The sequence below is a fragment of the Alteromonas sp. HB246098 genome (assembly GCF_054890645.1).
Genome location: NZ_JBTZUG010000005.1, coordinates 22,376 through 36,815, shown reverse-complemented (window position 1 = coordinate 36,815; position 14,440 = coordinate 22,376). Strand labels below are relative to the sequence as shown.

11 protein-coding genes are annotated in these 14,440 nt (G+C 42.5%); 4 read left to right on the top strand and 7 right to left on the bottom strand.

Features of this window, described 5'->3' with window-relative positions; all coding sequences use genetic code 11:
* The first annotated feature begins 29 nt into the window (after positions 1 to 29).
* Positions 30 to 848: a thioredoxin family protein gene (locus tag ACYTPF_RS11990; RefSeq protein WP_461852354.1), complete on the top strand. Its 819-nt coding sequence runs from the start codon at positions 30 to 32 to the stop codon at positions 846 to 848.
* A gap of 92 nt (positions 849 to 940) precedes the next feature.
* Here the strand turns inward: ACYTPF_RS11990 and ACYTPF_RS11985 are convergent, their stop codons facing one another.
* Complete coding sequence (locus ACYTPF_RS11985) at positions 941 to 2,386, bottom strand: DEAD/DEAH box helicase (RefSeq protein WP_461852353.1); 1,446 nt, start codon at positions 2,384 to 2,386, stop codon at positions 941 to 943.
* 408 nt (positions 2,387 to 2,794) lie between these two features.
* On the opposite strand from ACYTPF_RS11985, the gene ACYTPF_RS11980 reads away from it, so the two are divergent.
* Positions 2,795 to 4,891, top strand: coding sequence for an EAL domain-containing protein (locus ACYTPF_RS11980; RefSeq protein ID WP_461852352.1), 2,097 nt, complete (start codon positions 2,795 to 2,797; stop codon positions 4,889 to 4,891).
* Positions 4,892 to 4,904: 13 nt separating this feature from the next.
* Here ACYTPF_RS11980 and ACYTPF_RS11975 read toward each other — a convergent pair whose 3' ends face one another.
* The 5 genes from ACYTPF_RS11975 to ACYTPF_RS11955 all read right to left on the bottom strand — a co-directional run bounded on the left by ACYTPF_RS11975 (position 4,905) and on the right by ACYTPF_RS11955 (position 10,629).
* Complete coding sequence (locus ACYTPF_RS11975) at positions 4,905 to 5,336, bottom strand: hypothetical protein (protein ID WP_461852351.1); 432 nt, start codon at positions 5,334 to 5,336, stop codon at positions 4,905 to 4,907.
* Positions 5,324 to 6,514, bottom strand: coding sequence for a hypothetical protein (locus ACYTPF_RS11970; protein WP_461852350.1), 1,191 nt, complete (start codon positions 6,512 to 6,514; stop codon positions 5,324 to 5,326). Before ACYTPF_RS11970 ends, ACYTPF_RS11975 begins: the two co-directional genes overlap by 13 nt.
* Before the next feature lie 174 nt (positions 6,515 to 6,688).
* A complete protein-coding gene (gene eda / locus ACYTPF_RS11965) occupies positions 6,689 to 7,300 on the bottom strand; it encodes a bifunctional 4-hydroxy-2-oxoglutarate aldolase/2-dehydro-3-deoxy-phosphogluconate aldolase (RefSeq protein ID WP_179984529.1) in 612 nt (203 codons plus the stop codon).
* Positions 7,301 to 7,389: 89 nt separating this feature from the next.
* Complete coding sequence (locus ACYTPF_RS11960; RefSeq protein WP_461852349.1) at positions 7,390 to 8,316, bottom strand: sugar kinase; 927 nt, start codon at positions 8,314 to 8,316, stop codon at positions 7,390 to 7,392.
* Positions 8,317 to 8,400: 84 nt separating this feature from the next.
* Positions 8,401 to 10,629, bottom strand: coding sequence for a polysaccharide lyase 6 family protein (locus ACYTPF_RS11955; protein ID WP_461852348.1), 2,229 nt, complete (start codon positions 10,627 to 10,629; stop codon positions 8,401 to 8,403).
* 372 nt (positions 10,630 to 11,001) lie between these two features.
* On the opposite strand from ACYTPF_RS11955, the gene ACYTPF_RS11950 reads away from it, so the two are divergent.
* Complete coding sequence (locus tag ACYTPF_RS11950; RefSeq protein ID WP_179984532.1) at positions 11,002 to 11,733, top strand: FadR/GntR family transcriptional regulator; 732 nt, start codon at positions 11,002 to 11,004, stop codon at positions 11,731 to 11,733.
* Between the two features lie 642 nt (positions 11,734 to 12,375).
* Positions 12,376 to 13,701, top strand: coding sequence for a mechanosensitive ion channel family protein (locus ACYTPF_RS11945; protein WP_179984533.1), 1,326 nt, complete (start codon positions 12,376 to 12,378; stop codon positions 13,699 to 13,701).
* 51 nt (positions 13,702 to 13,752) lie between these two features.
* Here ACYTPF_RS11945 and ACYTPF_RS11940 read toward each other — a convergent pair whose 3' ends face one another.
* Entirely contained in the window at positions 13,753 to 14,238 is a 486-nt protein-coding gene (locus tag ACYTPF_RS11940) for a hypothetical protein (protein ID WP_179984534.1), read from the bottom strand.
* Between the last annotated feature and the right edge of the window lie 202 nt (positions 14,239 to 14,440).

The window sequence follows — 14,440 nt, the reverse complement described above, 5'->3', positions numbered from 1 at the left end:
GTTGATTTAACTACTATTTTGACCATTGTATGCAAAACACTTTCTTTAAACGTCAAGCCCAGTTGATTAAGCACAGCTTAGCCATAGCTACTTTTATAGCCGCTTTCTCTATTCTAAATGGCTGTGTAAGCACCCAGAATGAACCCCCTTATACCTACGCCCCTTCTTCGTCACCTTATCAAGACGTGGTTAACGCGCAGCAACGAGCTGTGGAGGAAAGCAAGCTGCTTCTGGTTGTCATGGGAGCACAGTGGTGCCATGACAGCACAGGCTTAGCTGAGCGCTTTGCAACAAAGGAAATGGATCTTATTCTACGCGCCCACTATGAAACTGTATTTGTTGACGTAGGAACGCTTGAAGACAGAAGAAATATAACCGAGCGATTCAACTATCCGATTTACTACGCAACGCCAACTGTGATGGTTGTTGAGCCTAAAACCAGTGCTTTGTTAAACAGAACGACGATGGATATTTGGGGGCGGGCCGATAGCATCCCTTTGTCAGAGTACATAACGTACTTTTCCCGTTTTCCTGCTATGACAGCTGCGCAAAAAGCTCCACTTATTAATTGGAAAGCAACAGATGAAGAAGCCGCCTATAACAAAGAGCAGGCAATTAGGCTTCAAAGCGCGTATGACAAGCTTGGGCCCCTGCTTGCACAAGATTTACAAGGCGATACTCCAGAAGGGCTTAACCAGCTATGGAAAGAAACCAAAGGCTTTCGTACTGAGCTACAACAGACACTCATTAAACGTGCTGAGCTCACGCTAGACGCTGAGAATAGCAACGGAGTAAACACCACGCCGGCGCTGCGCCATTACAACCCGTTTTCATGGGAACATAACTAAAACATTAGTTTTTAGGGAACATCAAAAAAGGGCCTTTTATACAAAGGCCCTTTATCAATCAAGTATCATTTTACTGATAATAATACAATTTTTTACGCTTCAGCGCTGTTTGAAGCCCTATTACTAGTCGAACTGTTCGACTGGCTATTTCTACGTTTAGCAGGTCGTCTAGCAGTACCTTCGCTTCCTGATTGTCTTTGTCCTTTAGGTTTACCGCCGCCACTGTTACGTGTATTTGGCTTGCCCCCGTGAGAGCTACCATTTCCACTACGGTTGCCCTGTCGTTGTCCCGCTTTCTTATTACCGCCAGTTGACTTGCCTGCACCGCTATCACCTTGAGATGCTTTCGGTTTTTTCGGTTTTTTGGGCTTCTTCGGCTTAGAAAGCGTGGTAACAGGTACAGCTTGCTGAGGCTCAAAACCTTCAAGGGTTTTGCGAGGGAGCAGTTTTTGAATGAGTGTTTCGATATCTTTTAGGTTCTGTAATTCTTCGGCAGAAGCGAAAGACCAAGCTTGTCCGCTCGCACCAGCGCGCCCAGTACGACCGATTCTGTGAACGTAGTCAGCCGCTGTGTTCGGCAAATCCAGGTTAACCACTATCGGCAGTTCGCTGATATCTATGCCGCGTGCAGCGATATCGGTCGCCACCAGAACTCTAATCTCGCCACTTTTAAAATCAGCAAGGGCTTTGGTTCTTGCCCCCTGACTTTTGTTTCCGTGGATGGCGGCACTTGGAATTTTCGAGCGGCTCAGCTTTTCCGCAATTCGGTTGGCGCCATGCTTGGTACGGCTGAAAACTAATACTTGCTGCCACTTTTGCTGTTTAATCAAACAAATTAGCGCAGTCGTCTTTTTAGACTTATCAATAGTCACCAAGTGTTGCTCGACAGCGTCCACTGTTGTATTAGCAGGGGCGGTAGAAATACTTACAGGATCACGAGTTATCGTTTTCGCCAGTGCGGTAATCTCATCAGAAAACGTAGCTGAGAAAAGTAGGCTCTGACGCTCCTGTGGCAATAGTTTCAACACCTTTTTAATGTCGTGGATAAAGCCCATATCAAGCATTCTATCGGCTTCATCTAATACCAATACCTCAAGCTGTGAAAACTTCACAGCGTTTTGCTGATACAAATCGAGTAATCGTCCAGGGGTAGCAATTAGTACGTCCACGCCCTTACGAAGCTTCATCATTTGAGGGTTTATGCCCACCCCACCGAATACCACGGCTGTCTTTAATGGCAAAAATTCACTAAACGCTCGAATGCTTTCTTCTACCTGAGCAGCAAGCTCACGGGTAGGTGTTAGGATAAGCGCGCGAACATTATTGCCAGATACTGGCGTGCCAGACATTAATCTTTGTAAAATAGGAAGTCCAAATCCCGCGGTTTTCCCTGTTCCCGTTTGCGCAGCCGCCAGCACATCCTTTCCTTGCAATACTTCTGGTATTGCCTTTTCCTGGATCGGTGATGGCGTACTAAACCCTCGTTTTTCAATAGCTTTTAACAAGGGTTCAGCGAGCCCTAATTGGGTAAATGACATTAATAAACTCCTGTCATAGGTATTTATAAAAAGTTGCTAACCGCGAAGGTATAAGCGTTAGTGCTTTATTGTTAACCGTGGGGGTTATAGATTACTGGGAAAACCTAAAGAGACACGCCATTGCCAACTTGGCTTATTGGTGTTTGACATCAAGAAAAGAACGTAGGTGTTTACTCTTACAAATTGCGCGTGGAGTCTACCACTAAACACCTTAGGCCACCAGCGCATTTTTTGTTCAAAAGCCACTTAAATAGCGCATGGCTCTACCCCTTCATACAATTTCAATCTAATTACTAATTAAGAAATGACGCAAACCGTCTATACTAAATTTGTGAATAAGTGACGGCCCTTTCCTACATTTTATTCAAAGTCGTTACTGCCGGTCCATACAACTTAAAAGAGCATTTTTTGAAAAGTCTTAGGTCAGAGATATCCTTCAATACGCTTGCATCTATTTCAATAGTTAGTGCCCTAATCATAGGCTTGTCCATTTATGTCTACGAAAAGCTTTATATTGAGTTTGTCTCAGAAGAAGTTGATGCATTAGGCGTTAACATGGCCGTCGATCTTATTGATTATATCGAAGAGCCTGCCGGCAGTTTTAACCAAACGGAAATTCTGCTTCGTTTAGATGAGTATGAATACGCTGAAGCGGCTTATATTTTCAATAGTGACGGTACGCTTTTAAATATTTATATAGGCCCCGCCGGCTTTAAAGACGGTCCTAATAATCTTCAAGAAGTAAGCCCCCTATCTCCCGAGCATCCTAATTTTGACCGCAACATAGCAAGCTTACCACTAGGATTACATCGCACTTCTAATAAAGTAATTATGATAAAAACGGTAGGCGAAGACATTTACCCAATGGGAAAACTAGCGCTGCTGTTTAACCTTGAGGAAGCATTAAAAGTCAGCCGACAAAGATATATAATTTTGGTTACTCCTTCAGTAGCTTTTCTTATCGCTATCTCGCTAATCATATCTGCTCGAGCGCAACGTAAAGCAATGCGCCCCCTTAGTACACTGATTGAAACCATGGATAGTGTGGTAGATGACAAAACGTATGATGCTAAGGTAGAGGAAGGAGATAAGAGAGAGATGCTCGCTTTGTCTCGCGCATTCAATAATATGATGACAAACATCAAAGCGCAGTCTGAAGCTAACCGGCAAAAAACTGAGATGCTACAAAAGCAGCAGTCCCAGATGGAACGACTTGCCAATTTCGATGCGTTAACAGGACTTCCTAATCGTCAATTTTTGATGAAGCTCTTATCAAATGAACTTACCAAAGCGCAGAAAAACAATTGTGAACTTGGTTTACTGTTCATCGATTTAGATGGTTTTAAATCGATTAACGATTCTTTTGGTCACGACACAGGGGATAGGTTTCTTCTACATATTAGTTCACTAATGGAAAACGCACTTAGTGAGAGTTGTACTCTAGGGCGTTTGGGCGGCGATGAGTTTGTCGTTATCGCTCCAGACATTGACTCGCCCACCCTCCTAGAAGATATAGCTAAAAAGATTGTAAATACCGTATCGAAGTCCCATACGGTCAACCAACTAAGGCTAGATTCAAGTGTCAGCATAGGGTTAGCGCTAGCAAGTGATTGCAATTATGCCGCTACCAACTTAATTACTAACGCTGACGTTGCAATGTACAAGGCTAAGGACAATGGTAAAGCAAGATATGTGTGGTTTACCGATGAAATGTTAGCGCATACGCAACGTAAAGTTCTTATTTCTACCCGAATCACTGATGCACTTGAAAACGATGCTTTTTATCTCAGCTATCAAGCTAAGGTGGATGCAAATAAAAACGTCATTGGGCTTGAAACCTTACTTCGTTGGCAAGATGAGGTGTTAGGTCAGGTGTCCCCTGCTGAGTTTATTCCCATTGCAGAACAAACTGATAAGATTTCATTAATAAGTCTTTGGGTACTAAAGCAACTTAGTCATGAACTCCCCATGCTAATGAAAGCATTCGGTAGTCACGTAACTATATCGGTCAACTTAAGTACCCATGATTTGAATAACTACAATGTCACACACTATATTCTCAATGAGTTAAATACCGGTAGGCTCCCGGCTTCAAACTTAGAGATTGAGATTACTGAATCAGCTTATATGAATAGCTTTAATGTGGCTAATACGTTCTTTGCATCACTTAAAAAGCTAGGCTGTAAACTCGCACTTGATGATTTTGGAACGGGATACTCATCACTTAGTTATCTGACCCAGTTTGATATAGATACGCTCAAAATAGACCGAAGCTTTATCAATAATATAGGCGCTTCTAAGCAGTCAGAAATGATCACTAAGACCATAATTGAAATGGCTAAGAGTTTAAACTTCTCTGTTTGCGCTGAGGGCGTGGAAACGCAAGAACAAGCTAACTTTTTACTTAGCCATGGTTGTAACACGCTTCAAGGCTTTCTTTATAGTAAACCCCTTCCCATGCTGGACTTAATTCACAGCTTTACGGTGAAGACACAACAATCCTAGGCCTTATAACCATTTAAAGACTTCGATAAACAATCCGAATATTCTCTGGTAGCTCTGTGTCGGCTGGAACATATCCGATAGCACCATCATTGTTACTAACGTAGGTTATCAGAGCATCCAAACTGTTAAATTCGATGGGAGGCGTTTGACGTCCACTGAAGCGCATTTGGGCCCAATAGGATTGAATACGCGACTCTGGCAAAGCAATAATTTTTGCATTGAAGACAGCGCGAAGTCTATTTCCTGGGCTCAAAGCGACAGGGGCCAAAACATAGCTCTTGTTTGTTCCGCTGCTCATGAAGAGGTTGCGAACTTCACCCTTAGTAAGCGAAAAAGCTTGGTCAGCAACATTTGCAACAACCCAAACTCCTTCCTGAGCTGTGGCAAATCGAGAGCTGAGGAGAAAAAGAAAAAAGAGCGCATATTTTCGCATTAAAATATCCACTCTACCGCCACTTGATACAAGGTAGCGTTTCTATCGAAGTTGTTGTCTTTTACTTCATAGAACGATGTTCTACCTTCTTTACCATCAAGAATCGACAGCTCAGCTTTAAGTGCGATATTGGTTTTTACATCCCACCTTGCGCCAAGAGTCCAAGTATCAAGATCATCCGTCGGAAAAAAGCTATTTAGCTGCTCAACTGCAAAATAAAGCTGATCGAGTTCAGGCGACACACCTACAGGTATTACATTGTCGATGGTATTGAGGGATTGTCTGGATGAAGCATAAGTTAAGTGTAAAAGAACCTCATCAAGATAGTAGCCATATGAAACATAAAAACTTTCTAAATTCGCAAGTACATCGATATCAGACGAGACCTTCATCCACTCACCGCTTACATACCAACTAAGTGTGTCATAGCTGGCGCCCAGTAAAAAAGAGCCCGCGCGATCGTTAATATCAAACTGTTCAGCTATGGAGTCGAACCCAGCAGCTCTAAGCCCCTGTAAAAATGGGGCAATTTCATCAATGGTAGTTTTGACTTTGGGGGCATTGATAGTGGCTGTTCTTAATTGCAACCCACCGTAGTTCACTTCAATAACACCACCAAACATATTGTCTACTGCAACGTCTACATTGACACCACTTGAAGCTAGCTCATCTTCATACTTTCCGTAGTAAGCCTCAAAATCTACAACAACGTTGCCAAATGACCTTCTCAACCTTGCATTTCCGCCTTCATATTGAGAGAACAAATAGCTGCTGTAGAGTTGCTGCGGCGCATTAATCCATGGGTAAGCAAACCCAACATCAATAACATCAGAATACTTTAAAAAAGGCGTGCGCAACCGACCCACATTAATTTGAAAACTTTCACTAGGTGCGTAGGTTAAATACAACCACTCTATACCTGACTCTCTATCGTCGTCGGTATGCAAGAGAAGTTGAGCTGAAGCGGAGAACGATGATGAGTAGGAATAGTCAGCCTGCAAAGCTATAAGAGATTTTTCAGAAAAGCTGATGCTGTTGTCATACCCTTCATAGGTAGCTTTTTTTGTATCTAGTTGACCTGCAACCGCCCTTGCAAAACCTGAAAACTCAAGTTCACCAGCACGGCTTTCTGCAACAGACAAAAGTAAGGCGGCTGCAATGGTGAAAGGCAGCACTATCAATTTGATCATAGTCACGTTTTCATTCTGATTGTATAAAGCTAGCGCCACTGCGTTGTATGCGCGAACTATTTCACTAATGATAGCTCGGTTAAGCTATAACACCAATTAATACGCTGAAAAATCAAAAAGCTGGCGAATGTGCCAGCTTTTTGAGGAATGAAAATTAGGAAGGTGACGGGTTCGTTACACTTGCGAACATGCCTCTGTGATGAGGTTCCACTGTTTATCTGCTACCCATTGAGGTTTCGCAACCCAAGTACCGCCTGCCGCAAACACATTACCTAGCGACAGATAGTCGTTGAAATTTTCTGGCGACACGCCTCCCGTTGGGCAGAACTTTGTATCTTTAAATAATCCACCTACCGCTTTCAGGAAAGACGCACCACCTGACAAAGATGCTGGAAACAGCTTCATTTCTCTGAATCCGTGTTCCCGTGCTAACACGATATCTGATACATTCGATACCCCCGGCAGCACAGGTAAACCTGAGTCTACCAGCATAGTCAGCAGGCGCTCGGTTACCGCAGGCGTCACGATAAAGTCCGCTCCAGCATTGATAGCAGCATCTAAAGATGCTTTATCGATTACGGTACCAGCGCTAACAATCATATCTGGCAGCGCCTCTTTAATAGCTGTAATGCATTTCGCTGAGTTTTCCGAACGCAATACAACTTCAACCGTGTTAAGGCCTGCAGCTGACATTGCTTTAGCAATGGCCACACCGTCTTCTACATTATCGGCTTGAATGATTGGGAGCAGGGTTTGGCCGCCCATAATGTCTGATATTTTTTTCATGGTTTGTCTCTTGTAATACGAGGGGCGAATGCCCTTATAAGTTCGATATAGTGTTTTATTTGGTATTCGAATACTTAGCTTTAACTTACTTAAGCGATAGATGTCACTAGGTCTGCATAGGCCTTTTTATCTACAATGGCGCCAGGGTGCTGAATCACAAAACCTGCACACTTAGCGGCTTTGTTTACGCAGGCCTCTGGGCTCTCGCCCGTAAGATACGCCCCTAGAAAAACACCGTTAAAGGCGTCGCCAGCAGAGGTAGTGTCAACAACATTAGTAACAGGGGTTAGCCCTACTTCTGAAACCTCTCCGTTTTCATCAACTAGTGTTACAGCGCTTGCGCCATTTTTAATAACGAGCTGCTTAAATGAGAAAGGCGCTAAAAAGTTTATTATCTCTTCTACCGTTTCAAACCCATACAAGAAGTTAAAGTCTTCTAATCCAGGTAACGCGACATCAGCTATTTCAAACGCTTTTTCATACAATGCAGTGGCATCGTCCCTACCCTTCCAGAGGGCTGGTCGATGATTCATATCAAAAACAATTTTGGTTCCACTTTCTTTAAGTGTTGCAAGTAAACGCCAAAACTTCGGTAAGTCTTCAGTATTTAAAATAGCGAGCGAAATACCTGAAAATAGCACTAAGTCCAACGCAGTCATGGAGGCTTTATCGTCATCAGTAAGCTGAGACATCAAGCACTTCGCGGCAGAATCATTGCGCCAGTATGTAAAAGAGCGTTCGCCGTCGGCATCGGTATAAATTTTATAAAGACCAATATGTTTGTCTGGATGGGTAAACAGGAAGCGTGTGTTAATCGTCTCGCTTTGCGCAAAGTCAAGCATCTCCTTTGACAGTGCGTCACTGCCTACTGCACTGACAAAATAGCTATCTAATTGAGGGAACGTGCGCTTTAGATAAACGGCAGAATTGAAGGTATCGCCAGCAAACCCTTCTTCTAATACACCGTTTACTTTTTTAAGTTCGGCCATGCACTCACCAATAAAACCAACTCTCATATCATCCACCCTACGAACTCGTAGTCTTTAATTTTTACTGTAATTACTTTTCGTTGCATAAGTTGCGCGCTAGTTTGAGCATTTTTACCCAGGGCAGCGACATTCGTCTTTCGCTTTCAAGAAATCAACAATGTCGATTTCTTTTGTATTTTTAAATGTATTGCCGCTATGCGACGTTTGCGGCTCTCCAACGGTATGTTCAATTTTGACCGGCGCACTTGCGTTGAACTCATTATTTTTAATCTGTGTTTTTTGTACGCCGTGAAGAAAGATGCTTGCTTTTCGCTTGTTTCTTTTACCCACACCTACATTCGATAATACGTTCTTAGCTATCGTTACCTTGGGCCCAAAAGTACTTTCGTCGGTGCCACCGCGATAGATAAGTGCTAGTGCACCTTTGACATCGCTAAATGTGTTGTTTCCTAAATTCAACACTTCAACGTTGTAGATACCTAAATCATCTTTTTCTTTATTTAACGCCAGTACGTGACCTGAGATAGTGTCAAATTGGCTATTAGTGATAGATAACAAAGTCGCAAAGCTTCGGGCGCCTGCTGAAAAGAAGTGATAGCTATGATTTATGTCTAGGTCAGTTACTGTCACCTTATCCATAGTGAATCGGTAATTAGTTAACATGCCCCACTTTTTAGTGCGGATGAATGTATTTCCAGCCGCATCTGGCGCATCACTGCCTGAAAGCGTTACGTCTTCAACTTCCAGTGAACCATTATCACTTATTTCAAAAAGTGCAGAGCGCTGGGGACGGATAATGACTTTTGCGTTTTTGCTTGCTTTTACAGAAAGAGTTTTAGTTATCTTAACAATTTTTTGCTCGCTATAGACGCCATCATTAAGTATGAGAACGTCGCCATCTTTCGCTTTAGCTACCGCTTCAAAAAGCGAATTTACACCTGGCTCTACAGCAATTTCATCTCCTGAACCAAACGGCGTTTCGTACTCTTTTTTCTGATACCAACTTGGCCCTACTTCTGCTTTATTAAGCGGTTTAACACTGTCGTCAGCCCCTACTTTCATTTCCTCAAGAGAAACACTGTTCGATGAAGATAGCTGTATATCGCTTCGTTTCGTAAAACCTTGTTCAATTTGACTCTCTACACTGTAGTTAGCCACATTGTTTGTAAATGCTATACCGCTAATGTCATCAAAAAAGCTAAATGTAGTAGGCACCGTTTTCGCGATAACAAGGTTGTTAGCAAAAGCGCTATCTACAGGTGGCGCTGAACGTTCTTCGTCTGCTCCTGCAGCCAATTGAATGTGCGAAACGTCAATGAAGGTATTGTGGTGTATGTTGGCATTCTTTACTTGGTGATAGCGATTTTGAGGTGAGTTGGGCACGCCATTCATTACTGTAAAACCACTGCCAAAGCGGTAGCCAGTAAGTCCTTTAAACACGTTATTAGCCACTTCTTGATCAGCATTAATTACACGTACTCCACCCGTGTTAGGAACACCATTTCCTAAAAACACGTTATTGGTAATTGTGTTACCGTTTCCATGCCTTAGCGTTAGCGTACCGCGAGATTCAATGAAGGTATTGCCGTGAAGAACGTTTCCGCCTGATTTAACGCTGATAATTTCAACTTCGCCGTTACACCGGTCAAACACATTGTTCTCGACTCGGGTAAAAGAGTTTTCAAGTGAATAATGGCTGGTACCAATTCTTAAGGTTTCTCCACCATTTGAGCCTAACTCAGGTCGATAGCCAAAATAATTGTTGTCTATCTTGTGATAGTTTTCGACGCTATCCTTTGAATCTAACCTTACTGCTACAGTTACGCCTCGGTTTCGCTTGCCTGCTAAGTACGAACTATCTAGCCTATTGTGTTTTCCATACAGCGCTATCCAATAGTCACTTTCAAATTTGTCTGGCTTAGAATAGTCTTCAATAACGACTTCAGTGACGCGGGTATAATTCGCAAGTTCGTTTTTACTTATTCTGTAGCTAATTACTGAACCTGATGGAGAGTAGCCGTCTTTAAATACAAGCCCAGATACAATTAAGTGGCTTCCCGCAATAGATAGGTTTGATTGGCCGGAGAGAATAACACCGCCTTTGCTTTGCGCTCTCAATGTAATTGGCTCTTGCTCACTTCCTTGCGCTTTGAACTTAATTTCAAAATCATGGTAGGTACCATTTTTTAGTACGATATCATCGCCAGGGGCAACTTTCTTTAACGCGTTGAGGTAGCTTTTTTTAGAGTCAACTAAGTAGTCTTCGGCGTAAGCCGCTGTATTAAACGCCAAGAGAGTAATAATTCCGATCGCTGACTTACAGACATTTGCTACTTTCATACATTCCCCATTTCGCTGGCAAGATCTGCGGTGATATCTACCTTGATAGTGCTACTGACCTTGCTAAATCGTATAAATCGCACATAAATTGCCAATCTTCTTTTGCAAAAACGCAATTATGCTGTTATTTATTTGTTACTGATTGTTTTAGAATCTAACCAATAAACAGACCAAAAACAACCAATTTATTTTACCAATAACAATAAAATGTATTACCAATTGAAAGAACTTTTCTGGTCATAGAGTGCTTCAACGCACAGTGCTCGGGACTTTGCGCTTTATGCTAGTTTCGATATACAATGGTCAGATAGAATTAATTTACCAATTGTCTCTTCTTTTTAGGTAAGCAACAGGCAAACAAGGGCTGTAAATATGAAGACTCGTCGTCTCTTCTGGAGCATAGTTGAAAAACTTGAAGCGCTAATCGATCAAGGAATTTATCCTGAAGGTAGCCGCTTACCCGCAGAAAGGGAACTCGCGGAGACGTACAACGTTAGTCGCCCTACTATCCGTGAAGCCATTATCGCGCTGGAAGTACGAGAGCGTGTAGAAGTAAAAACTGGTTCAGGTGTATATGTATTGCATCAGAAAAAACAAGGCCAAGCCACCAAGCCGATCAGCGCATTCGAGCTTACCCAGGCGCGAGCGCTTGTCGAAGGTGAAGCTGCCGCGCTTGCTGCTGCAACTATTTCAGATGAAGAGTTAGAAGCGCTGAAACAGACCCTTGTGGAGATGCAGACTCCTCAAAAAGCCGACGAGGCGGACCAGCGCTTCCATCAGATTATTTCTCAAGCGACACGCAATAACGCCATTATGCTTTCAGTTGAAAATTTATGGGAATTGAGAAGAACTGTCCCTCAGGTTATATCTGCCTATAGTGATGTGTGCTCACAAGGCGAAGAGCAAAGGCTGAGAGAGCATACGCTTATCTATGATGCTATTGCTAGCAAAGATACTGCAGGTGCAAGACGAGCAATGCATCAGCACTTTAATCGCCTTATCAACGCCCTTTTTGATGCGAGCGAGGCAAAAGCATTAGAAGAGATAAAACGTAAAACTGATGAAACTCGTGGGCTCTACTCTATAGCTCATCTAAGACAGTAGTTACGACTGCGTACTTTTCTTGTTACAAAATAAAACAGGCTTCTTATTTCTAAGAAGCCTGTTTGCTTTGTAGGGTACTCTTGAGAGTAACTGTTTTTATTATTTTTGCTTTAAAGCGCAAAACAAAAACTACGGTTTGCCATTAAGTTTACACTCTTCAACAAGCCGATTTTCGTATAAGCGCATAGATAAGCTAGTCCACACTCTGCTTAAACAAGCAGCAGAAAACAAATTCATATTACAATTCGGCCTTACCAGATGTCAACCAATTATTATTACCAATATTTGACTGCTTTAATTTTTTCTATCTAGTCGACAAATATCATTCAGTAGGAACATTACCTTTGCTCAAGTCATTTACTGTCATAAAATATAAAAAACGTTTAATTTCAGCGCATTAGGCAACCCCTTTATCCTTCACTTTATATCTAAGAGGATAAATCGTGTGGTGTCCCCCCTTATTTCGCTGAAAAAACCGCCAAAACCTGTATGACCAGTGATGAATAAACAAACGATACATGTTGATTCGGTGAAAAAAGCTTTACCCTAGCTAGTATTAAAGATAAAAAGCGCGCAGGAATTCCACGCTCCATTAACAACATCCGCACTTATATTGCGCGATAAACCAATTAAGTAGAAAACATGAATGTTGATAGTTTAACTCAGCACTTAGAAGAGAAGTTAGCCATAGTCAAAGCATCGGTGATGTCTGATAGCTTCATTATCCAGCTTACGACCATTGTTGTGATTTATTGCTGTGCTTATCTACTTGCTAAACAAGTAAAAAAGCCGTTTAAGCTTATGCAGGAAAAGCCACAGAATGGTGCACATACCATGAGTGGTCTTTTGTACAACCTTGGTGAAGCACTTTTTCCGCTTATAACCATAAGCACCCTGAAGATTACTACTGTATTAGGGGCACAATTTCAGTTTGATGCATGGCTATTAGAGATAGCTGTTGTTGTTGCATTAATGTTATTTGTAAGCTCTTTAATCAAAGGCTTTGTTGAGAACAGCACAATAGCCGCTTTCATGCGCTGGGTAGGCCTTCCTATCTTGTTTTTACATCTTATCGGCTTGCTACCGCTAATTACCTCGGCACTGGAATCGATAGCTATATCTGTAGGCAATGTCGAAGTTTCTGCTTACGGCGTTACTCGAGTACTCCTGTTCGGCGCTTTGTTATTTTGGCTAGGGCGAAGCTCTAATGCTATTGGGCAAGATATCATTAGAAATCAAAAGTCTCTTGATGTGTCTACGAAGGAAGTGTTCGCAAAGCTATTTGAAGTGGCGCTTTTCTGTATTGTGTTTCTCCTATTGCTTAACGTTATGGGGATCAATCTTACAGCGCTAGCTGTGTTCGGCGGGGCTTTGGGTGTGGGCTTGGGTCTGGGGCTTCAATCCATCGCCTCAAACTTTATATCGGGTATTATTATTCTGCTGGACAAATCGTTAACTGTTGGCGATTACGTTGAACTGGAAGACGGCCGTAAAGGTATCGTTAGAGAATTTAAAATGCGCTACGCGGTTTTGGAAACTTATGACGGCAAAGACATCCTAGTGCCAAACGAGAAGTTTATTAGCTCTTTGCTAATAAACTGGACGCATAAAGATCCAAAGCAACGATATCGCATTGACTTTTCGGTTGCTTATAAAACAGATATCCGCGCAATGGTAGAAATCATAAAGGAAGCGGTATCAGAGCACCCGCAAGTGATCAGTGGCGACAATATCCCTTTTGAAGAGCTACCGGACTGTGAAATAGACAGTTTTGGCGACTCAGGTGTAAACATGTTTGTCGAGTTTTGGATGGAGGGTGTAGACGATGGCAAGAATCGCGTGGGTGGTGATTTGCTACTTACTGTCTTTGAAACACTACGTGAGCACGATATTGAGATCCCTTTCCCTCAACGCGAAGTTCGGGTTATCAACGAGCAAAGTATTGGTATCCGAAATACCACACCATAGGCTTAGAACGAATATTAATGAGTGCATATTAAAACCGTCCCTTCGCGCTGGTTAGAACCTGGCGCGGAGGGTATCCCACTGCCACTCTTGGGCAAACAGGCCTAGCGTGTGAGCAAACTTTTTATAGTCTTCTTTGCCCATTGCCGACGCTACCGTCTTCAACTGAGACTTCGCTTTTATAGCTTTAACCTGAAGCAACTCTAACCGCTTATCCGCACTTGAATCGAAGTTCTCGCTAATGATGGCATTCGCTTTATCGGTAGCCTCCCATGCGGTGATCACATATCCCACCAGCTTAATGTAAACCCCAACCATTCCTTTTCTTTCGAAAATATTCTCGAACATAGAGCCAGATAACAATTTATGAAAGCTAGCTTCTGTCTCGAAGGCAACGAATGACTCTGCGTTTTTGAGTTCTTCTAACACATTGTGCAGAAGTTTTATGTGAGCGGCGGAATTAATAGCATTGTCATTTAATGCATTAATATCCTCACTTAGCATTTCTAAGTTTACCAAGGTACGTTGAAGGCTAGCCATCGCGATATTTGTCTGTTGAGGCAAAAAGTAAAGATTCAGTGTATCGAAATAAAGAAAGCTTTGCGACGCTCCCAAGGCCAATTTAACTAGATTAACAATTTATAAAGTAGCTGTGAGTTCAGCGTAGAAAAAGGGCGCCGAAGCGCCCTTTTAAACTTTGATACTATCGCTAAGAAGTTCGCGATAGCAGACTCGCTCTATC

Coding starts and splice junctions, on each gene's coding strand:
- ACYTPF_RS11990 (WP_461852354.1), top strand. CDS start 30: ATGCAAAACACTTTCTTTAAACGTCAAGCCCAGTTGATTAAGCACAGC.
- ACYTPF_RS11985 (WP_461852353.1), bottom strand. CDS start 2,386: ATGTCATTTACCCAATTAGGGCTCGCTGAACCCTTGTTAAAAGCTATT.
- ACYTPF_RS11970 (WP_461852350.1), bottom strand. CDS start 6,514: ATGATCAAATTGATAGTGCTGCCTTTCACCATTGCAGCCGCCTTACTT.
- eda (WP_179984529.1), bottom strand. CDS start 7,300: ATGAAAAAAATATCAGACATTATGGGCGGCCAAACCCTGCTCCCAATC.
- ACYTPF_RS11960 (WP_461852349.1), bottom strand. CDS start 8,316: ATGAGAGTTGGTTTTATTGGTGAGTGCATGGCCGAACTTAAAAAAGTA.
- ACYTPF_RS11955 (WP_461852348.1), bottom strand. CDS start 10,629: ATGAAAGTAGCAAATGTCTGTAAGTCAGCGATCGGAATTATTACTCTC.
- ACYTPF_RS11950 (WP_179984532.1), top strand. CDS start 11,002: ATGAAGACTCGTCGTCTCTTCTGGAGCATAGTTGAAAAACTTGAAGCG.
- ACYTPF_RS11945 (WP_179984533.1), top strand. CDS start 12,376: ATGAATGTTGATAGTTTAACTCAGCACTTAGAAGAGAAGTTAGCCATA.
- ACYTPF_RS11940 (WP_179984534.1), bottom strand. CDS start 14,238: ATGGCTAGCCTTCAACGTACCTTGGTAAACTTAGAAATGCTAAGTGAG.